At 40.0% G+C, this 20,820-nt stretch carries 18 protein-coding genes; 9 read left to right on the top strand and 9 right to left on the bottom strand.

Features of this window, described 5'->3' with window-relative positions; genetic code table 11:
• The 3 genes from pntA to rsmI all read right to left on the bottom strand — a co-directional run bounded on the left by pntA (position 1) and on the right by rsmI (position 4,226).
• A complete protein-coding gene (gene pntA / locus INP94_RS09345; protein ID WP_197543445.1) occupies positions 1-1,542 on the bottom strand; it encodes a Re/Si-specific NAD(P)(+) transhydrogenase subunit alpha in 1,542 nt (513 codons plus the stop codon).
• 307 nt (positions 1,543-1,849) lie between these two features.
• Positions 1,850-3,298 (bottom strand): metalloprotease TldD, encoded by a 1,449-nt coding sequence (gene tldD, locus INP94_RS09350; RefSeq protein ID WP_197543446.1) that lies wholly within the window; start codon positions 3,296-3,298, stop codon positions 1,850-1,852.
• A gap of 79 nt (positions 3,299-3,377) precedes the next feature.
• The gene (gene rsmI / locus INP94_RS09355; protein ID WP_197543447.1) at positions 3,378-4,226 is read right to left on the bottom strand and encodes a 16S rRNA (cytidine(1402)-2'-O)-methyltransferase; all 849 of its coding nucleotides are present in this window, start codon (positions 4,224-4,226) and stop codon (positions 3,378-3,380) included.
• A 69-nt stretch (positions 4,227-4,295) separates the two neighbouring features.
• Between rsmI and INP94_RS09360 the strand changes: the two genes are divergently transcribed.
• From INP94_RS09360 to lysS, 8 genes are all read left to right on the top strand, one after another.
• On the top strand, positions 4,296-6,017 hold the full coding sequence (locus INP94_RS09360) for a penicillin-binding protein activator (RefSeq protein WP_197543448.1): 1,722 nt from the start codon (positions 4,296-4,298) through the stop codon (positions 6,015-6,017).
• 3 nt (positions 6,018-6,020) lie between these two features.
• The gene (locus tag INP94_RS09365) at positions 6,021-6,380 is read left to right on the top strand and encodes a YraN family protein (RefSeq protein WP_197543449.1); all 360 of its coding nucleotides are present in this window, start codon (positions 6,021-6,023) and stop codon (positions 6,378-6,380) included.
• Between the two features lie 12 nt (positions 6,381-6,392).
• Entirely contained in the window at positions 6,393-6,977 is a 585-nt protein-coding gene (locus INP94_RS09370) for a D-sedoheptulose-7-phosphate isomerase (RefSeq protein WP_049365806.1), read from the top strand.
• Between the two features lie 84 nt (positions 6,978-7,061).
• Positions 7,062-7,643, top strand: coding sequence for a division/outer membrane stress-associated lipid-binding lipoprotein (gene dolP / locus INP94_RS09375; RefSeq protein WP_197543450.1), 582 nt, complete (start codon positions 7,062-7,064; stop codon positions 7,641-7,643).
• A gap of 274 nt (positions 7,644-7,917) precedes the next feature.
• Entirely contained in the window at positions 7,918-10,188 is a 2,271-nt protein-coding gene (nrdA, locus tag INP94_RS09380) for a class 1a ribonucleoside-diphosphate reductase subunit alpha (RefSeq protein WP_197543451.1), read from the top strand.
• Between the two features lie 110 nt (positions 10,189-10,298).
• A complete protein-coding gene (locus INP94_RS09385; RefSeq protein ID WP_070590844.1) occupies positions 10,299-10,496 on the top strand; it encodes a hypothetical protein in 198 nt (65 codons plus the stop codon).
• 11 nt (positions 10,497-10,507) lie between these two features.
• The gene (gene nrdB, locus INP94_RS09390; protein ID WP_014065539.1) at positions 10,508-11,638 is read left to right on the top strand and encodes a class Ia ribonucleoside-diphosphate reductase subunit beta; all 1,131 of its coding nucleotides are present in this window, start codon (positions 10,508-10,510) and stop codon (positions 11,636-11,638) included.
• Positions 11,639-11,937: 299 nt separating this feature from the next.
• Complete coding sequence (gene lysS / locus INP94_RS09395) at positions 11,938-13,446, top strand: lysine--tRNA ligase (RefSeq protein WP_197543452.1); 1,509 nt, start codon at positions 11,938-11,940, stop codon at positions 13,444-13,446.
• 136 nt (positions 13,447-13,582) lie between these two features.
• Here the strand turns inward: lysS and INP94_RS09400 are convergent, their stop codons facing one another.
• From INP94_RS09400 to pxpB, 5 genes are all read right to left on the bottom strand, one after another.
• On the bottom strand, positions 13,583-14,728 hold the full coding sequence (locus tag INP94_RS09400) for a 5-methyltetrahydropteroyltriglutamate--homocysteine S-methyltransferase (protein WP_197543453.1): 1,146 nt from the start codon (positions 14,726-14,728) through the stop codon (positions 13,583-13,585).
• A gap of 178 nt (positions 14,729-14,906) precedes the next feature.
• Positions 14,907-16,100, bottom strand: a complete 1,194-nt coding sequence (locus INP94_RS09405) for an NRAMP family divalent metal transporter (protein WP_197543454.1) — start codon at positions 16,098-16,100, stop codon at positions 14,907-14,909.
• 48 nt (positions 16,101-16,148) lie between these two features.
• On the bottom strand, positions 16,149-16,886 hold the full coding sequence (pxpA, locus tag INP94_RS09410; protein ID WP_197543455.1) for a 5-oxoprolinase subunit PxpA: 738 nt from the start codon (positions 16,884-16,886) through the stop codon (positions 16,149-16,151).
• Positions 16,873-17,802, bottom strand: coding sequence for a 5-oxoprolinase subunit C family protein (locus tag INP94_RS09415; RefSeq protein WP_197543456.1), 930 nt, complete (start codon positions 17,800-17,802; stop codon positions 16,873-16,875). Before INP94_RS09415 ends, pxpA begins: the two co-directional genes overlap by 14 nt.
• A complete protein-coding gene (gene pxpB, locus INP94_RS09420) occupies positions 17,799-18,440 on the bottom strand; it encodes a 5-oxoprolinase subunit PxpB (RefSeq protein WP_197543457.1) in 642 nt (213 codons plus the stop codon). The genes INP94_RS09415 and pxpB overlap by 4 nt, the downstream gene beginning before the upstream one ends.
• A 212-nt stretch (positions 18,441-18,652) precedes the next feature.
• Here pxpB and fbp point away from each other — a divergent pair, with 212 nt between their 5' ends.
• Positions 18,653-19,657 carry a class 1 fructose-bisphosphatase gene (gene fbp, locus INP94_RS09425; RefSeq protein WP_014065548.1) on the top strand — a complete coding sequence of 335 codons (1,005 nt, stop codon included), beginning with the start codon at positions 18,653-18,655 and terminating at the stop codon, positions 19,655-19,657.
• Between the two features lie 86 nt (positions 19,658-19,743).
• Here the strand turns inward: fbp and lptG are convergent, their stop codons facing one another.
• The gene (lptG, locus tag INP94_RS09430; RefSeq protein WP_374042032.1) at positions 19,744-20,817 is read right to left on the bottom strand and encodes an LPS export ABC transporter permease LptG; all 1,074 of its coding nucleotides are present in this window, start codon (positions 20,815-20,817) and stop codon (positions 19,744-19,746) included.
• Positions 20,818-20,820 lie beyond the last annotated feature (3 nt).

Here is a 20,820-nt window from a genome sequence, read left to right on the forward strand (position 1 = left end):
TTAACCTTTTCTAAACATCGCCAACATACGTTGGGTTACACGGAAACCACCAAAGATGTTGATGCTAGCCACCAAGATTGCCACAAAGGCTAATACATCAATAAAGAAGTTGCCTGTTGGTTGTCTAATTTGCAGTAATGCACCCACAATGATGATACCTGAAATCGCATTGGTTACCGCCATAAGTGGAGTGTGTAAAGCGTGGCTGACGTTCCAAACCACGTAGTAACCCACTACACAAGCCAATACGAATACGGTGAAGTGAGAAAGGAAGGCTGCTGGCGCCACAGACGCAAGCCAGAGGAATAACACGCCCACGCCCGCCATCGCACCGTATTTAATACGAGGATCTGCTGGTTTTTCTTCCTCTTTTTTAACCGCACTTTGTGCCGCTTTCGCTTCTTGTTTTGGTTGTGCTGACACTTGGATTTGTGCTGGTGGAATTTCTTCCCCATCACGTACCACAGTCACACCGCGTAATACCACATCGTCAAAATCGATATTAATCTTGCCGTCTTTTTCTTTACAAAGTAGTTTTAATAAATTAACTAAGTTTGTACCGTAAAGTTGGGAAGATTGTGTTGGTAAACGGCTTGGGAAATCGGTGTAACCAATCACTTTCACTTGGTTCTCAGTGATGACCACTTTTCCTGCTTCAGTGTAAGCACAGTTACCGCCTGTTGCTGCGGCTAAGTCCACCACCACAGAACCTGGTTTCATGGAATCAACCATTTCTTTCGTGATCAAGCGAGGAGCTGGTTTACCCGGAATCGCCGCAGTGGTAATAATAATATCCACTTCTTTCGCTTGTTCCGCATAAAGCTCCATCGCACGACGGTTAAATTCTTCTGACATCACTTTCGCGTAACCATCGCCGCTACCGCCTTCTTCTTTGAAATCAATTTCTAAGAAAGACGCGCCCATACTTTGTACTTGTTCTTTTACTTCTGGACGAGAGTCAAAAGCACGAACAATCGCACCAAGACTATTCGCAGCACCAATCGCGGCAAGACCTGCTACCCCCGCACCAATCACTAACACTTTTGCCGGTGGTACTTTACCCGCTGCAGTAATTTGTCCCGTGAAGAAGCTACCAAATTCATGAGCGGCTTCAATCACCGCACGATAACCAGAAATATTCGCCATAGAGCTTAATGCATCAAGCGCTTGCGCGCGGGAAATACGTGGCACAGAATCCATCGCTAATACATTAATTTTTTTCGACGTGAGTTTTTTCATTAAATCCGGATTTTGTGCACGCCAAATGAAGCTCACAAGTATTGCACCTTCCTTCATTTGATCAATTTCTGCATCCGTTGGTGGATTCACTTTAAAAATCACATCCGAATGCCACACTTCTGAACTTGAGCCAATTTTTGCGCCGGCGTCGATAAATGCTTGGTCTTCAAAACTCGCTTTGAATCCCGCATCGTGTTCTACGATGACGTCAAAGCCCAGTTTTAAGATCTGCTGAACCGTTTTTGGCGTCGCCGCCACACGATTTTCGCTCTCAAGCAGTTCTCTAGGTACACCAATTAACATAAATGTTTCCCTCTGGTTGATGAAATTTCAGACAAACTCACGCCTGTCCCTGTCTCTTAAATGACAAAAAGTCATGCAACAATAAATGTATCACTTATTGCGATTGTTTGGGGAAATTTTTTAACTGGTTTTACAAGATATTGTGATAGGGATCACAAAAGTGTGGATATGAAAATGTCGTATGGAGAATTGCTCACTTAACCCAATGATTATTCCTGAGAAAGCGATGAATAAAAATAATGGAAAAATTGACCGCACTTAAATAAAAGGGATAAAAAAGCCCGATATGATTTATCGGGCTGCATGCTTAATTTGTACCACCAACGGTAATTTCATCAATTTTCAAGGCGGGCTGACCAACGCTGACCGGCACGCTTTGGCCATCTTTGCCACAAACGCCGATCCCGAGATCCAAATCGGTTTCATCTGCCACCATAGAGACTTTTTGCATCACATCAATACCGCTGCCAATTAATGTCGCCCCTTTAACCGGTTTCGTGATTTTACCTTTTTCAATGAGATAAGCTTCAGATGTCGAGAACACAAATTTACCTGAGGTGATATCCACTTGCCCACCACCGAAGTGCGGTGCATAAATACCGCGATCCACAGAAGCGATTAAATCATCAAATTTACTTTGACCAGCCAACATATAGGTATTCGTCATTCGCGGCATTGGCAAATGCGCATAAGATTCACGACGACCATTTCCTGTCGGTTTCACGCCCATTAATCGTGCATTGAGTTTATCTTGCATATAGCCTTGCAAAATCCCATCTTTGATTAAAACGTTACATTGACTTGGCACACCTTCATCATCAATGGTTAAAGAACCTCGGCGATTTTGTAATGTACCGTCATCCACAATCGTACATAATGGCGATGTCACCAACTCACCAATTTTACCCGTAAATAAGGAACTTTCTTTGCGGTTGAAATCCCCTTCCAAACCGTGTCCTACTGCTTCATGAAGCAACACACCGGGCCAGCCGGCTCCCAATACCACCGGCATTAATCCTGCTGGTGCAGCGACCGCACTTAGATTCACAAGGGCTTGACGAACGGCTTCTTTTGCAAAATTAACGGCACGAATATCCCCATTTACTACTTCAAAGAACCAATCTAAGCCAAAGCGTCCACCTGAACCACAACTACCCCGCTCACGTTTACCATCTTCTTCCACGAGAACAGAAATGGATAAACGCACAAGCGGGCGAATATCTGCAGCAAGTGTGCCATCTGTTGCGACTACTAACACTTCTTCATAAATCGAACTTAATGCCGCGGAAACATGGGTAACTCGAGGATCTTCAGCTCGTGCTGTTCGATCCACAAGGTGTAATAATTCGATCTTTTTCTCTTTGCTTAAACTTTCTAACGGGTTAATCGCTGCATAACGCTGAACCGCATTCACCGCATTAAATGCTTGAGGCGAAATTAAATTGCCTTCTTTAATTTGTGCGATACCTTTTACGGCCTCTGCACATTGTTGTAATGACGCTAAGTTAATTTGATCGGAATACGCAAAGCCTGTTTTCTCTCCAGAAACTGCGCGCACCCCAACACCGCGATCAATATGAAAGCCACCTTCTTTAATAATGCTATCTTCTAATACCCAGCTTTCATCTTGGCTCAATTGGAAATAAAGATCCGCATAATCAATATGACGATGCGACATTACATCAAAAATATTAAGCAATGATTGATGAGATAAATTGCTTGGTGCAAGTAAGGTATCTGAAACCTGTTTTAACATTTGTTCTCCGAAATTTATAAAAATTAATTCTGCCAAATCTCCCCTCGCCGCTCTTTGCTAAAAAGGGATAGTTTTTTGACTAATCTAAATTATCCAATCCAAATTGGTATAAGGCATTTTTCTTATAACCATAAAGTTCAGCCACAATCGCTGCGGCTTTTTTTAAAGGTAATTCTTTAGCTATCAAAGTGAGCGCTTTAATTGCTTGTGGTGCAAATTCGTCGCTATCTTCTGATTTTGGTTTACCTTCCACGATTAACACCATCTCACCTTTCGTGCGATTCGGATCTTCACTTAACCATTGACGAAGATCTCTTAATTTATCCCCTGCAATGGTTTCCCATGTTTTCGTAATTTCACGTGCAAGTACTACATAGCGTTCACCACCTAATACATCTTGCATATCGGCAAGGGTATCTAAAATGCGGTGGGTTGATTCATAGAAGATTAAAGTGCGGTCTTCTTCTGCGATATTTTCTAACTTATCTTTACGCGCCTTGGTTTTGGCCGGTAAAAAGCCTTCAAAACAAAAACGGTCTGAGGCGATTCCCGATGCGCATAATGCAGTAATCGCTGCACAAGCACCTGGTAATGGCACCACTTTAATGCCAGCCTCACGACATTGACGCACTAAATGAAAACCCGGATCGCTAATTAAAGGGGTTCCCGCATCTGAAATTAATGCAATATTGGTGCCTTGTTTTAGCTTTTCGACCAAAACATGAGCTTTTTCTTGTTCGTTGTGATCATGCAAGGCGAAAAACGGCTTTTTGATACCATAATGACTAAGCAATAAACCACTGTGGCGCGTATCTTCCGCGGCAATTAAATCTACATGCGAAAAGGTCTCTAAAGCACGTTGTGTAATATCTTGTAAATTCCCGATTGGCGTAGCGACAATATATAAAATTCCGGTTAAATCATTCATTTTTGTTTGCTTTTACATTGTGAGATAAGTAAGATCGCCCATTATTGATTTATTCATTATGGAGCGAATATGTCTATTCTATTACAAGGCGGTCGTTTTAAAAAACGTTTAATGCCGATTTTATTGTCTGTTGCGTTAGCAGGTTGTTCTAACTTATTTGGCAGCAGCTTCACCCAAACATTACAGCGTGATGCCAATGCAAGTTCTGAATTTTATATGAACAAATTAGGGCAAACACAGGATAAAGAAGATCAACAAACATACAAACTCTTAGCCGCTCGTGTATTAATTTCTGAAAATAAAGTACCCCAAGCGGAAGAGCTATTAACGGAGTTAGTTGACTTAAACGAAGCGCAACAATTAGATCGTACGTTAATTGAAGCGCGCATCGCCGCAGCAAAAGGCAATAATGATGTTGCTGAAGGTAAATTACGTGCACTCGATCTGACTAAATTAAGTCCATCACAAAAATCTCGTTATTACGAAACCTTTGCTCAAACAGCTGAAAATCGTAAAGACGTGATTGAAGCGGTGAAAGCGCGTATCAAAATGGATGAAAACTTAACAGACATGCAACGTCGTAAAGATAATGTTGATAAAACTTGGTCGTTACTCCGTTCTGCAAATACTGCTGTTATCAATAATGCCTCAGATGAAGGTAGCGTAGCATTAGGTGGTTGGCTCACCTTGATTAAAGCTTATAACGACAACATCCGTCAGCCAGTACAATTAAGCCAAGTATTGCAAAGCTGGAAATCCGCTTATCCAAATCACGTTGCGTCAACCTTTTTCCCTAAAGAGCTAGAAAGCTTGTTGAATTTCCAACAAACGAATTTAGCTCAAATTGGTTTAGTCTTACCTTTAAGCGGTGATGGCCAAATTTTAGGTACAACGATTCAATCAGGTTTCAATGATGCAAAAGGTGATTCAACCATTCCGGTACAAGTGTTTGACTCATCAACTACCCCGATTAATGACATTCTTGCACAAGCAAAAGCATCGGGTATTAAAGCGTTAGTAGGTCCATTACTTAAACAAAACGTCGATGCCATCATTGCGAATCCAAGTGCTGTGCAAGGCATGGATGTACTCACATTAAATGCCACAGCAAATACACAAGCGATTAACAAAGTATGTTATTACGGTTTATCGCCGGAAGATGAAGCAGAATCTGCGGCGAACAAAATGTGGAAAGACGGTATTCGCAATCCAATCGTTGCAATGCCACAAAATGACTTAGGACAACGTGTTGGTAATGCGTTCAACGTACGTTGGCAACGTTTAGCGGGTACCGATGCGAATATTCGTTACTATAACTTACCAGCTGATATTACCTACTTCTTCCAAGGTGCGCCGCAAGATACAAGTGCACTTTATGTCATCTCTTCACCAGATGAATTGGCTGAAATCAAAGGTTATTTAGATACCAGCAATCCGAACGTTCGTATTTATGCAAGCTCTCGTTCTAACGCGGCAAGTAATACACCAGAATACTATGCGAAAATGAATGGCGTTCAATTTAGTGATATTCCATTCTTTAAACAAAGCGATTCTTCACAATATCAAAAAGTGGCTGGCTCAACCGGTGGTGAATTCCAATTAATGCGTTTATATGCAATGGGTTCTGATGCATGGTTGCTCATCAATCACTTTAATGAATTACGCCAAGTACCAGGTTACACCTTAAGCGGTTTAACCGGTCAGCTTAGCGCGGATTCAAACTGTGATGTGGATCGCGATATGACATGGTATCAAGTACAAGATGGTAACGTGGTAGCGGTTGCGAACTAATCCATGTTTTCATTAAAACGTCAACAAGGGGCGGGCTTTGAACATCAAGCCCGCCTTTTCTTAGAGGCTAAGGGGCTTAAATTCATCGCGGCGAATCAACATTTCAAATGCGGTGAATTAGATCTCATTATGCAAGACGGGCAAACCATTGTATTTGTTGAAGTTCGTCAACGATCCAGCTCAGCATTCGGATCCGCTGTTGAAAGCGTGGATTGGCAAAAGCAACAAAAATGGCTAGATGCCGCAAATTTATGGCTTGCCAAACGTAACCTAAGCCTTGAAGATGCGGATTGTCGTTTTGATCTTATCGCCTTTGGAAAAAACGCCAGTGATATCCAATGGATTCCTAATTTTCTCGATTAACCTTTTCCGATTATGTTACAAAAAGTTAAAGATATTTATAGCGAAAGTATTCAGATTCAAATCTCTGCTTCTAGCCTATTATCAGAAAATATTGCCACTGCCACACAAATGGTCATGCAATGTTTGTTAAGTGGTCATAAAGTGATTGCCTGTGGCGTCGCTCGCTCTTACGCGAATGCACAATTCTTAGTGTCAAATTTGCTTAATCGTTACGATTTCGAGCGCCCTAGCCTGCCATCCGTACATCTTAGCCTTGAAAGTGCGGTCGGTTCTTCACTGGTTTTTGATCAACCTATCGATCAGCTTTATCAACATCAATTTAACGCTATCGCGAAGCCCGGTGACTTATTGATCGCCTTTGCCCCGCTTGGAACAGAAAAAGCGGTACTGAATACGATTGCGAATGCCGTCAACAAAGAAATTCAGGTCATTGCCTTAACCGGCGCAAACAATGATGCGATTCAAGGTGTGTTAGCTGAAGCGGATTTAGAAATCTCGATTCCCGCGACGAAAGAAGCACGGATTTTGGAAAATCATTTATTTGTCATTAATGCTCTTTGTGAGCTTGTTGATAGCACGCTTTTCCCAAGAGCTTGACATTAAAGGCTTTTCCAACCAAACTATTTCTAAAATTAATTGACTAACTAGTTAACTCACTCATTTATAAAAAGGAGATTAATAATGAAATTAACCCCATTAAAAAAACTCGCCTTCGTACTTGGTGCATCAATTATGTTACAAGGCTGTGTGGCTGCTGTACTTGGTGGCGCGGCTGCTGGTGCTAAAGTTGCAACGGATCCTCGCACAATGGGTACGCAAGTCGATGATGAAACGTTAGAAATAAAAGTTGAAAATGCATTAGATAAAGATGCACAAATTAAATCAGAAGGTCGTGTACATGCCGTTTCTTATAGTGGTCGTGTATTATTGATTGGTCAAGTGCCGAGTGAAGGCGTGAAAGAAACCGCAACCAGTCTTGCAAAAGGCGTGGACGGTGTGAATGACGTCTATAATGAATTACGTGTGGGCAATAAAATTAACTTTGGTCAAATTACTAAAGACAGCTGGATTACCACACAAATCAAATCAAAACTCTTCGTTGGCGATAATGTAAAAGCAACAGATGTGAAAGTGATCACCGAAAATGGTGAAGTATTCTTACTCGGAAACGTCACTCAATCACAAGGTGACTCAGCGGCAGAAATTGCAAGTAAAGTTTCTGGTGTTCAAAAAGTCGTCAAAGTATTTAAATACTTGAATTAATTAAATTTTCGAACGTTGAAGTGCGGTCAAAAATCATCTCGTTTTTGACCGCACTTTTTTCTTTACAAAAATTTACAAAAAAGATCCCGCCTAAAAAAACATCACTTCAAAGATAAGTTATTTATTTTAAATGACTTATCTTTTGTCAATAATCTAAGTAAAAAATTTACTGCTTGAATTCAATTTTAAAACACTCTATCTTGTGCAGCGTCATTTTCCATAACACTATATCTTGTGTTTTATTCAATTCATTTCTCTAGTAGGTTTATCTCCCATGAACAAAGGATTAATGGTTACGAAGCGCGATGGTACGCTTGAACAAATCAATTTAGACAAAATTCACCGTGTGATTACTTGGGCGGCTGAAGGCTTGGAAAACGTCTCTGTTTCTCAAGTTGAATTGCGTTCTCATATTCAATTTTATGAAGGCATTCGCACGTCTGATATTCACGAAACGATTATTAAAGCAGCTGCAGACCTAATCAGCAAAGATACCCCTGATTATCAATATCTTGCTGCACGCCTTGCCGTTTTCCATTTACGTAAAAAAGCGTATGGCCATTTTGATCCGCCTCGTTTATACGATCATGTGAAAAAATTAGTGCGCATGGGCAAATATGATCCTGCACTTTTAGCCGACTATACTCGTGAAGAATGGGATGAAATGGACGGGTTTATTGATCACTGGCGTGATATGACCTTTTCTTATGCCGCAGTAAAACAATTAGAAGGAAAATACTTAGTTCAAAACCGTGTAACCGGTGAGATTTATGAATCTGCACAATTTCTTTATTTATTAGTTGCAGCGAGCTTATTCTCAAAATATCCACAAGAAACCCGTTTGGATTACATTCGTCGTTTCTACGATGCAACCTCAACCTTTAAGATTTCTTTACCAACGCCTATTATGGCGGGGGTTCGTACGCCTACGCGTCAATTCAGCTCTTGCGTATTGATTGAATGTGGTGACAGCTTAGACTCTATCAATGCTACCTCTGCAGCAATCGTAAAATACGTTTCACAACGTGCAGGTATCGGGGTGAATGCAGGTGCAATTCGTGCGTTAGGTAGCCCTATTCGTGGTGGTGAAGCCTTCCATACTGGCTGTATTCCATTCTATAAACACTTCCAAAGTGCCGTCAAATCTTGTTCACAAGGTGGCGTACGTGGTGGTGCGGCGACAGTTTACTACCCGATTTGGCACTTAGAAGTTGAAAGCTTATTAGTATTGAAAAATAACCGTGGCGTGGAAGATAACCGTGTTCGTCACATGGACTACGGCGTACAGTTAAACAAATTAATGTATCAACGCTTAATTAAAGGCGCAGATATTACTTTATTTAGTCCTTCAGATGTACCTGGACTTTATGAAGCCTTCTTTGCTGATCAAGATAAATTTGAAGAACTTTACGTGAAATACGAACAGGATCCAAATATTCGTAAACGTTCTGTAAAAGCGGTTGAGTTATTCTCTTTATTGATGCAAGAACGTGCATCAACTGGTCGTATTTATATCCAAAACGTGGATCACTGTAATACCCATTCACCGTTTGATCCGCTTGTTGCACCGGTGCGCCAATCTAACTTATGTTTAGAAATTGCATTACCAACTAAACCATTACAACATTTCCATGATGAAAATGGTGAAATTGCCCTTTGTACACTTTCAGCGTTTAACTTGGGTAAATTAGATAATTTAGATGAGCTAGAAAACCTAGCCGATCTTGCGGTACGTGCATTAGATGCATTACTTGATTACCAAGACTACCCTGTTCCTGCGGCGAAACGCTCTTCATTAGGTCGTCGTTCACTTGGTATCGGTGTGATTAACTATGCTTATTACCTCGCGAAAAATGGCGTGCGTTATTCTGATGGCTCAGCGAACGATTTAACTCACCGTACGTTTGAAGCGATTCAATACTATCTATTAAAAGCTTCTATGAACTTAGCAAAAGAATTAGGTGCATGCGAATACTTCAATGAAACCAATTACGCGAAAGGTATTTTGCCAATCGATACCTATAAGAAAGATATTGATAACTTAACGCAAGAACCATTGCATTATGATTGGGAAACGTTACGTCAAGAAATCAAAGAATTCGGTTTACGTAACTCAACCTTAACCGCATTAATGCCGTCAGAAACCTCTTCACAGATTTCTAACGCAACAAATGGTATCGAGCCGCCACGTGGTCATGTAAGTATTAAAGCTTCAAAAGATGGTATCTTAAGACAAGTTGTACCAGATTATGAGAACTTAAGTGACAACTACGAGTTGCTTTGGGATATTCCAAGCAATGATGGTTACTTACACTTAGTGGGCATCATGCAAAAATTCGTGGATCAAGCGATCTCTGCAAATACCAACTACGATCCAAAACGTTTTGAAGACGGTAAAGTGCCGATGAAAGTATTGTTAAAAGATCTTTTAACTGCTTACAAATACGGCTTAAAAACCCTCTACTATCAAAACACCCGTGATGGTGCGGAAGACAGTCAAGAAGATTTAGATGATGGCTGTGCAGGCGGTGCTTGTAAGATTTAATTAATTTTGTGATCCTACTATTACTGTAGGATATGTAAATTAATTAGATCTACTACCTCCAGTAATATGTGGGATAGTTTATTCATCCTTAATCAAAAGGAAAAACTATTATGATGAATAATAATCATCAGAAACCACATTGTGAAAATAACACTTATGTTATTAATAAGTACTATATCCGGGGGAATTCTGTCGTAATAAATAGTGCAGAAAAAGGTAGGGTTATAGAAAAACAAGGTATTTTAAAACACCGTATACTCGCCTTAGTTATTACTATAGCTTCTTCTGTGATTAAGTATTTTTTATAGGATAAACAAAAATGGCATACACCACTTTCTCACAAACCAAAAACGACCAATTAAAAGAGCCTATGTTCTTTGGTCAAAACGTTAACGTTGCGCGTTACGATCAACAAAAATATGAGACGTTTGAAAAGCTCATTGAAAAACAACTTTCCTTCTTCTGGCGTCCGGAAGAAGTGGATGTGTCGCAAGACCGTATCGACTATGCCGCGTTACCTGAGCATGAAAAGCACATTTTCATCAGTAACTTAAAATATCAAACCCTATTAGATTCTATTCAAGGCCGTAGCCCGAACGTCGCATTATTACCGTTAGTGTCTATTCCTGAATTAGAAACTTGGATCGAGACTTGGACCTTCTCAGAAACCATCCACTCTCGTTCTTACACACACATCATTCGTAACATTGTGAACGATCCCTCTATCGTGTTTGATGACATCGTGACGAACGAAGAAATCATCAAACGTGCACGTGACATTTCTTCTTATTACGATGATTTAATCCGTGATAGCCAACTTTACAGCTTGTATGGTGAAGGTACTTACACGGTAGATGGTAAAGAATGTGTGGTGACATTACGCAACTTGAAAAAACAACTTTACCTTTGCTTGATGAGTGTAAACGCACTTGAAGCGATTCGTTTCTATGTATCCTTCGCTTGTTCGTTTGCCTTTGCAGAGCGTCAATTAATGGAAGGTAATGCGAAAATTATTAAATTTATCGCTCGTGATGAAGCCTTACACTTAACCGGTACGCAACACATTTTAAACATTATGGCTGCCGGTCAAGATGATCCTGAAATGGCTGAAATTGCAGAAGAATGTAAACAAGAAGCCTACGATTTATTCTTAGCGGCAGCGGAACAAGAAAAAGAATGGGCGGATTACTTGTTCAAAGATGGGTCAATGATTGGTTTGAACAAAGACATTTTGGTGCAATACGTGGAATATATCACGAATATCCGTATGCAAGCCGTTGGGCTTCCATTACCATTTGGTGCACGTTCAAACCCAATTCCATGGATTAACGCATGGCTTGTTTCTGACAACGTACAAGTGGCACCACAAGAAGTCGAAGTGAGTTCTTACCTTGTTGGTCAAATTGACTCTAAAGTCGATACCAATGATTTCGGTGATTTCGATCTTTAATTAATCATGCGATACAAAGAGCGGTCAATATTTTCATCGTTTAAAACCTTTGAAAAATTGACCGCTCTTTTTGTTTGCATACACGGTAAACCGGATTCAAGAGCCAAAGATAAAATTATCTTATGTGGAAAAGAGGTACCATTCCATCTCTACCACTCCAATTCCGACAACTTTCTGGATAAAAAGGATAACTTAATTAAAAAAGGCTTAACAAAAAACAATGCTATAGGTAGAATAGGAAAATTCTGTTTATTATTAAATAAATCACATTCTAAGTAAAAACTAACGAGGTAAAGGATATGTCAGAGCAAGAAGTAAAAGAATTAGATCTCCATGGCGAAATGCTCGTTCGCCGTGAAAAATTAGCTGCATTACGCGCAAAAGGTAATGCGTTTCCAAACCAATTTCGTCGTGACGCCCTTGCCCAAGATTTACATGATAAGTACGAAGCTGAAGATGGTGAAACATTAAAAGAAAAAGCCATTGAAGTGACCGTTGCCGGTCGTATTATGACTCGTCGAGCAATGGGTAAAGCCACCTTTATTACCTTGCAAGATATGAGTGGCAAAATTCAATTATATGTTGCTCGTGATAATCTTCCTGAAGGCGTTTATGCAGAAGATGTAGGTAGCTGGGATTTAGGCGATATTATTGGGGTGAAAGGTACACTTTTCAAAACAAAAACCAATGAATTAACCGTTAAAACAACTGAAGTACAACTTTTAACCAAAGCACTTCGTCCATTACCAAACAAATTCCATGGTTTAACAGACATGGAAGCGCGTTATCGTCAACGTTACTTAGATTTAATTTCTAATGAAGAATCTCGTCGTACTTTTGTGATTCGTTCAAAAGTGGTGGCAGGTATTCGTGAATTCTTTATTTCTAAAGGTTTCATGGAAGTTGAAACTCCAATGCTACAAGTGATTCCAGGCGGTGCATCTGCTCGTCCATTTATCACTCACCATAATGCATTAGACGTTGATATGTATCTTCGTATTGCGCCAGAACTTTACTTAAAACGTTTAGTGGTTGGTGGTTTTGAGCGTGTATTCGAATTAAACCGTAACTTCCGTAACGAGGGTGTTTCTGTTCGTCACAACCCAGAATTTACCATGCTTGAATACTACCAAGCTTATGCTGATTATCACGATTTAATGGATAACACCGAAGAATTATTGCGTAAACTCGCGATTGATATTCTTGGTACCACCATTGTGAAATACGGTGATTTAGAATTTGACTTCGGTAAACCATTTGAACGTATTACATTACATGATGCAACTATTAAATACGGTGCAGATAAAGGTATCGTAAAAGAAGATCTTTATGATTTCGATCGTGCAAAAGCAACTGCTGAACGCTTAGGTATCGAAGTACAAAAATCTTGGGGCTTAGGTTCTATTGTGAATGCAATCTTTGAAGAAGTAGCTGAACATCACTTAATTCAACCGACCTTCTTAATGGCGCATCCAGCAGAAATTTCACCACTTGCACGTCGTAACGATGAAAATCCTGAAGTGACTGACCGTTTTGAATTATTCATCGGCGGACGTGAAATTGGTAACGGTTTCTCAGAATTAAACGATGCCGAAGACCAAAACGAACGTTTTGATGCACAAGTTGCAGCAAAAGAAGCGGGTGATGATGAAGCGATGTTTAAAGATGATGACTTCGTTGTTGCACTTGAACACGGCTTGCCACCAACAGCAGGTGAAGGTTTAGGTATCGACCGCTTAGCAATGCTTTATGCTAATGCACCATCTATCCGTGATGTGATCCTATTCCCTGCGATGCGTCAAAAATAATTAAGTTGAAATAACATAAAAGGAAGTCTACGGACTTCCTTTTTTATTGTGTAAAAGTGCGGTCATTTTTAACCGCACTTTCATAAAAAAAGAGATAACCGCTTTCACCGTTATCCCTTTTACATTCTAATTGAAATTATTTACCCCAAACTTCTTCCGCGATACTACGGATAAATTCGAGTTTTTTCCATTGTTGTTCTTCTGTCAGAATATTGCCTTCTTCTGTTGAAGCAAAACCACATTGTGGACTTAAGCAAAGTTGATTGATATCCACATATTGTGCCGCTTCTTTAATACGAGCAATAATTTCATCACGGTTTTCTAATTCGCCCGATTTAGAAGTGATTAATCCTAACACTACTTGTTGATTTTTAATAAAGCGTAAAGGTTTAAAATCTCCCGCACGATCACTGTCGTACTCTAAGAAGAAACCATCTACATTACAATGACCAAATAAGGTTTCTGCGATAGGCTCATACCCCCCCGCTGAGAACCAAGTTGAACGGAAGTTACCACGGCAAATATGCATTGTAATTGCTAAATCAGCCGGTTTCGCTGCCACGATTTTGTTTAACATATACACATAATCTTTGGCAATTTGATCTAAATCTAAACCACGTTCAGTATAGGTTTTACGTTTATCTTCCGCACAGAACTCGCCCCAACTGGTATCATCCAACTGTAAGTTACGGCAGCCTAATTTATAGAAGATATTCATCGCATCAATATAAGCATCAGCAATATCATCTAATAGCAACTGATTGTTATCTTTATAACGTTCAATCGGCTGATAATCTGTAGCACGTACTGTACAAATTAAATGAAGCATTGACGGAGAAGGAATCGTTAATTTAACTTCAGTCTCCCCTGCCATTTTTTGCAATGCGCGGTAATGTTCAACGAAAGGATGGTTCTCTGAGAAACCGATCTTATCTACAATTTTTAATGTTTTCGGACGGACATTATCGTGCTTAAATTGCACTGAGAATTTCTCCGCATCCACTTCTTTCACGCCATCTAATGCGGCTAAAAAATCTAAATGCCAAAAAGTACGACGAAATTCACCATCAGTCACCGCATGTAATCCAACATTTTTTTGATGTTCAACCAATTTAGCAATTTCTGCATCTTCAACTTGTGTTAAATCAGCACAAGAAATATCACCACAACTGCATTGATGACGAGCCTGTTTTAAATTCTCTGGACGTAAAAAACTGCCTACAATATCAAAACGATATGGCGCAGAAGTACGAATAGTAGCATTGGGAAAAAGTTTACTCATTTTGCTTTCCTATATTTAATTCATTCTAATGATAGACTGAGTGTAACAAAATTAACGTCTTCATTAAAGATTTAGACGTCTAGATGGATGTGAATTTTATTGTCATTTTATATGAATGGAATTGATATAAAAAGAAAAGTGCGGTCATTTCTAACCGCACTTTAGTTTGAAATAAAAACTAACTTATAAAACTAGACACATAAGAAATTATGGTTTTTCCACTTAATATCGCCATGATAATCACCACAAACCAGCCCGCAAAAGCTAAGCAAATTGGATGTTTATAGCTTCCAACAATGTCACTTCGGTAAGCAGCTAGCAGAATTAATGCGAGTGCAATTGGGAGAATTAAACCATTCAATGTACCCACAAAGACTAATACCGCTGCAGGTTTTCCGACAGTCACCAAAACAACCGTAGAAATCACGATAAAGGCGATAATCCAACGATTACGGTTACGTTCAATAGTTGGACAAAGGCTGGTTAGGAAGGAAACTGAAGTATAAGCCGCACCAATCACTGATGTAATCGAAGCCGCCCAAATCACGACGCCAAATAACACTTGACCGAAATTGCCTGCCACATATTCAAAAGGTGTTTCAGCAGGGTTTTTAGGATTAAGGGGAACGCCTTTTACCACGATGCCCAGTACCGCGAGGAATAGCACAATTCGCATAGTTGAGGCGATCAAAATAGCCGATACAGAACTGCGACTCACTTCTGCCATGGCTTTTTCACCTTGAACACCTGCATCTAATAAACGATGCGCTCCTGCAAAGGTAATATAGCCCCCTACGGTCCCTCCAACTAATGTCACAATAGCAATAGGATCAATTTGTTCTGGAATAAAGGTGCGATATGCCGCCTCAACAACAGGTGGTTCCGTTTTAAACATGACATAAAATGTCAGTGCAATCATGATAAAACCCATTAATTGGGCAAAACGATCCATTAATAATCCCGCTTCTTTACGCAAGAAAATTAAAATGGCAATAATACCACTAATGATCGCCCCTGTTTCTGGTGCAATACCAAACATCGAGTTTAGACCAAGACCTGCCCCCCCCACATTACCAATGTTAAACGCGAGTCCGCCCATCACAATAAGTGATGCAAGGAAATATCCTGCACCAGGGAAAACCGCATTAGAAATATCTTGCGCACGTTTTCCTGATACCACCACAATTCGCCAAATATTAAGTTGAGCACCAATATCTAACAAAATTGATAATAAAATTACAAAGCCAAAACTGGCTAATAAGGTATTTGTAAACGTTGCCGTTTGAGTTAAAAAGCCCGGACCTATTGCTGAAGTCGCCATTAAAAATGCCGCCCCCAGCACCGCATTTCGGCGGTGAGTGATTGATGCCATAAAGCACCTCCCTTGTTAAGTTGATGTTGTGTGTTATGCTTATTCGGCTTATGCCGTTATTGTTATATGATTTTTTTCTAATTCTTCCACAATGCGTGCCGCAAATTGTAGAGAATGTTGATTATCGCCATGTAAACAGATACTTTCTGCTTTTACTGGCACAAGGCTTCCATCAATGGCTTTGACTTGGCCTTCTGTTACCATTTGTAACACTTGTTGAATGGCTTCCTCATCAGACTCCACCATGGCATTCGGTTGCGAACGAGGCACTAAACTCCCATCAGCCATATAATGACGATCCGCAAATACTTCAGAAATGGTTTGTAAACCTTCTTCCTCGGCTATAAGTAGCATTAAGCTGCCCGCTAATCCCATTAATTTTAAATGTGGATCAAATTGATGAACAGTTTGAGCAATCAAACGAGCAAGCTTTTCATCTTTTGCCGCTTGGTTATATAAAGCACCGTGCGGCTTAACATAACTAATTTCCGTGCCTTCCCCATCACAAATCGCTTTTAATGCGCCAAGCTGATAACGCAAATGCGCAATTAATTCCTGTTCAGGTAAATCCATTTGAGTACGCCCAAAGTTTTCCCGATCTGGAAAGCCTGGATGAGCACCAATGCGTACCTGATTTTCTTTCGCAAATCTGACCGCACTTTGCATTTCTTTTGCTCCACCAGCATGTAAACCGCAAGCTATATTGGCAGAAGAAAGTAATTTCAATAATGCCTCATCAAAAGGAAAGCCTTCGGCAATATCGGCATTTAAATCAATTTTTTTCATCGACAATTCTCCTTATTTGATCGAGGTATATCTCATTTTTACGACGTAATTTTGCGGCCTGTTCTAAACTAACTGCCTCGAATTGAATGGTTGAGCCTAAACGTACCTGTGCTAAAGCCCCAAGATCTGCTTCAATCACATTGGCGATTTTGGGATAACCACCCGTAGTTTGTGCATCCGCCATCAAAATAATTGGTTGACCACTTGGTGGAACTTGTACACTACCAAATTGAATCGCGTGAGACAGCATTTCCAGCGGTTGCTTTAATTCTAATTTTTGCCCTTGAAAACGATAGCCCATGCGGTCACTGCTACTTTGCAATGTCCATTTACTTCGCCACCAATAATATTGAGATTTTCGTTTAAATGCCTGATATTCAGAGGACGGTAACGCATGAATCGTATGTTTAAGTGGAATGGGAGCAATCCCAATTTCACTACGCAAAATGGGATCATTTGCCGTTTGCAGTTGATCACCCGCTTGTAGACAACGCCCTTCTATGCCACCTATTTGAGCGCGAAGATCCGTACTACAAGAGTTCAATTCTTGGGGTAAGATAAAACCACCTTGAACACATAAATAGCCATACATACCAATTTTTGCACGTACCATTTTCAGCACTTGCCCCGCTCTCGCCTGATAACGCCAATAGGCAAAAATCGGTTTGTCATCTAAGGTCATTTCATAAAATGCCCCTGTGACACAAAAATTTATATCTTGCTGAAATTGTAATGTAATGCCACCTAAAGGCACTTCGATTGCTGGGGATCCTTCTGCATTCCCTAGTAGAATATTGCCTGCACGTAATGCTAGTTTGTCCATTGCTCCACAATGACTAATGCCAAATCGACGTAAACCAAAACGGCCTAAATCCTGCATTGTGGCACGGGATTGCACATCAATAACATGAATCATAATTCAATGCCCTCCACAACAAATTTCACCGTATCGCCAGCTTGTAATAAAGTGGGTTTTGCTTGATTTTTGTCAAAGAGCGCTTGCTTGGTATGGCCGATTAATTGCCATCCACCTGGAGAGGAAAAGGGATAAATACCGGTTTGAGATCCACCAATACCGACAGAACCAGCAGGAACAACTGTTCTTGGCGTAGCACGACGAGGTGTATGTAAGCATTCGGGTAAACCGCCCAAATACGGAAAGCCAGGTTGGAAACCAATCATATACACGGTATAAATAGGTTCACTGTGCATTTGAACGATCTTTTGGGGAGTCGTGTTATGTAATTTGGCGACCTCAGATAAATCTTGACCTAATTCACCGCCATAAATTAACGGAATTTCGATATGACGACCTTGAAACGTAGAGACTTTCAATTCTGCCCAATATTGTTCCAAACGTTGAATAAGCGGTGCAAAATCCACATAAAAATCCGTGAAGACTGTGAGATTATTCATTCCCACGACAACTTCTACAATATCTTGCTCAGACTGTAGTTGATTGGCAAACGCCCAGAGTTGGCGTTGTTGTTGAAGTGAAGCCGGTGGCGGTAAAGAGCAAACCACCGCCGACTCGCTGATCGGGGTTATATTCATAGGATACCCTTTATTGTGATGTTGTGTTGTTTGTTATTTTTTTGTTACACCTCTCTTTTAAAGGATATTGATAGCTTTTGTCAAGGTTTTGTATCAAAAATAAAATGTGACAAAGATCTCATTCTTCACATTTTGATCTCAATCAAAAGTGCCAAATAACATATAATAAAAGGGTCTATTATTTATTTAACAATTATAAAAAAGGAATAAACATGAAAACATTGAGTGAATTTATTGTTGAACGCCAAGCAGAGTACCCAAATGCAAAAGGGGAACTTAGTGGTATTTTGTCTTCTATTCGTTTATTAGCAAAAATCATTCATCGTGATATCAACAAAGCAGGTTTAACCAATATCCTTGGCCAGTCTGGTGTCGAAAACGTGCAAGGTGAAAGCCAAATGAAATTGGACTTATTCGCCCATAACACCATGAATGCGGCCCTTATGTCGCGTGAAGAGGTAGCGGGTTTTGCTTCAGAGGAAGAAGAAAGCTTTATCGCTTTTGATACTGAACGTGCTCGCAATGCTAAATATATTATTTTGACTGATCCTCTTGATGGTTCATCCAATATTGATGTGAACGTTTCGGTTGGGACAATCTTCTCTATTTACCGTCGTGTATCCCCTATTGGCTCACCTGTTACCTTAGAAGACTTTATGCAACCAGGTAATAAACAAGTGGCTGCGGGTTATATCGTATATGGTTCTTCAACCATGTTAGTCTATACCACTGGTCATGGTGTAAATGGTTTCACTTATGATCCATCTATCGGTACATTCTGTCTTTCTCATGAAAATATGCAAATGCCAAAAGACGGTAAAATTTACTCTATCAACGAAGGACAATATCTTAAATTCCCACAAGGGGTAAAAAAATACATTAAATATTGCCAAGAGGAAGATAAAGCAACTAACCGACCTTATGCGTCACGTTATATTGGTTCATTAGTGGCAGACTTCCACCGTAACTTATTAAAAGGCGGTATCTACATTTATCCAAGTGCAACTAACTATCCAAATGGTAAGCTTCGTTTGCTTTATGAAGGCAATCCAATGGCATTCTTAGCAGAACAAGCGGGGGGTATTGCATCTGATGGTTACAATCGAATTTTAGATATTCAACCAAGTGAACTTCACCAACGTGTACCACTTTTCATCGGTTCCGCAGAAATGGTGAAAAAAGCCGAAGAAATGATGAGAGAATTTAAAGAAGATTAAATTCCTAAAGTGCGGTCAATTTTAACCGCACTTTTTTAGCGAACAAAAAAGCGAACTTTATATGTTCGCCTTTTTCATTTTTTGTATTAATCTCGTTTTCTTGCAAGTAGCCACCAAATAATCGCCATAAACAAGAGGCTTGGCATTAGTGCACCTAAAAAAGCTGGCGCATTAAATACCACACTCATTTGTCCAAAAATTTCATTGACGACATAGAATAAGAAACCAAAGCAAATCCCCGTTACGATTCTCGCCCCTGCAGTGACACTACGTAATGAACCGAAGATGAAAGATAACGCAAGCATCATCATCACACCTACAGAAAGGGGCTGTAAAATTTTACGCCAATAGGTTAATTCAAAACGGCGAGAATCTTGTCCTGTTTGTTTTAAGAACGCAATATATTCATACAAACCGGAAATGGATAATGATGTTGGACGTAATGAAACTGCGCCTAATTTATCTGGCGTTAAGCTTGTTGCCCAATCTTCTGTTAAACGGTTTGTTGTGGTAATTTGTTCTTTTGATACCGCTGAATTATTCACTTGACGCAACTGCCATTGATTATTTTCAGCAGAATATTGTGCTTGATTTGCATGCTTCAAATGAGTGAGATTACGCTGTTCATCAAAGGTATAAATATAAATATCTTCTAATTGTGCATCATCGGTAATACGACGAACATACACGAAATTATTACCATCTTTTGCCCATACACCATTTTTTACCGAAAGCATTGAACCACCAGAAAGTGCACGAGTACGCATATCACGGGCAAACTGTTCAGTTTGTGGAATCCCCCACTCACCAATAATCATGGTAAAAAGCACCAGTGGAAGTGCCGTTTTCATGACAGCTAATCCAATTTTAAAACGAGAAAAACCTGCGGATTGCATGACCACTAATTCACTACGACTGGCTAAATTACCTAAAGCAATTAAGGCACCTAACAAGGCCGCCATTGGGAAAAAGGTTTCCACATCTTTAGGAATGGTTAATCCTGTATAAGCCACCGCTTGCCAAATATCATAAGAACCTTTACCTACGCTACGAAATTGTTCTACAAATTTGATAATTGCCGAAAGGCCAACCAACGTAAATAACGTGGCAAAAATTGCCCCTAAGATGCTTTTACCGATATAACGATCAAGAGTATTCATCAA

Origin of the sequence: Haemophilus parainfluenzae, assembly GCF_014931395.1 — a bacterium.
Lineage (GTDB): Bacteria > Pseudomonadota > Gammaproteobacteria > Enterobacterales > Pasteurellaceae > Haemophilus_D.

Bases quoted from the DNA above. Each gene is read 5' to 3' on its own strand.
- rsmI (WP_197543447.1), bottom strand. From the start codon at position 4,226: ATGAATGATTTAACCGGAATTTTATATATTGTCGCTACGCCAATCGGG.
- tldD (WP_197543446.1), bottom strand. From the start codon at position 3,298: ATGTTAAAACAGGTTTCAGATACCTTACTTGCACCAAGCAATTTATCT.
- INP94_RS09415 (WP_197543456.1), bottom strand. From the start codon at position 17,802: ATGATTCATGTTATTGATGTGCAATCCCGTGCCACAATGCAGGATTTA.
- nrdA (WP_197543451.1), top strand. From the start codon at position 7,918: ATGAACAAAGGATTAATGGTTACGAAGCGCGATGGTACGCTTGAACAA.
- INP94_RS09360 (WP_197543448.1), top strand. From the start codon at position 4,296: ATGTCTATTCTATTACAAGGCGGTCGTTTTAAAAAACGTTTAATGCCG.
- lptG (WP_374042032.1), bottom strand. From the start codon at position 20,817: ATGAATACTCTTGATCGTTATATCGGTAAAAGCATCTTAGGGGCAATT.
- dolP (WP_197543450.1), top strand. From the start codon at position 7,062: ATGAAATTAACCCCATTAAAAAAACTCGCCTTCGTACTTGGTGCATCA.
- INP94_RS09370 (WP_049365806.1), top strand. From the start codon at position 6,393: ATGTTACAAAAAGTTAAAGATATTTATAGCGAAAGTATTCAGATTCAA.
- INP94_RS09405 (WP_197543454.1), bottom strand. From the start codon at position 16,100: ATGGCATCAATCACTCACCGCCGAAATGCGGTGCTGGGGGCGGCATTT.
- lysS (WP_197543452.1), top strand. From the start codon at position 11,938: ATGTCAGAGCAAGAAGTAAAAGAATTAGATCTCCATGGCGAAATGCTC.
- pxpA (WP_197543455.1), bottom strand. From the start codon at position 16,886: ATGAAAAAAATTGATTTAAATGCCGATATTGCCGAAGGCTTTCCTTTT.
- INP94_RS09365 (WP_197543449.1), top strand. From the start codon at position 6,021: ATGTTTTCATTAAAACGTCAACAAGGGGCGGGCTTTGAACATCAAGCC.
- pxpB (WP_197543457.1), bottom strand. From the start codon at position 18,440: ATGAATATAACCCCGATCAGCGAGTCGGCGGTGGTTTGCTCTTTACCG.
- fbp (WP_014065548.1), top strand. From the start codon at position 18,653: ATGAAAACATTGAGTGAATTTATTGTTGAACGCCAAGCAGAGTACCCA.
- INP94_RS09400 (WP_197543453.1), bottom strand. From the start codon at position 14,728: ATGAGTAAACTTTTTCCCAATGCTACTATTCGTACTTCTGCGCCATAT.
- INP94_RS09385 (WP_070590844.1), top strand. From the start codon at position 10,299: ATGATGAATAATAATCATCAGAAACCACATTGTGAAAATAACACTTAT.
- pntA (WP_197543445.1), bottom strand. From the start codon at position 1,542: ATGTTAATTGGTGTACCTAGAGAACTGCTTGAGAGCGAAAATCGTGTG.
- nrdB (WP_014065539.1), top strand. From the start codon at position 10,508: ATGGCATACACCACTTTCTCACAAACCAAAAACGACCAATTAAAAGAG.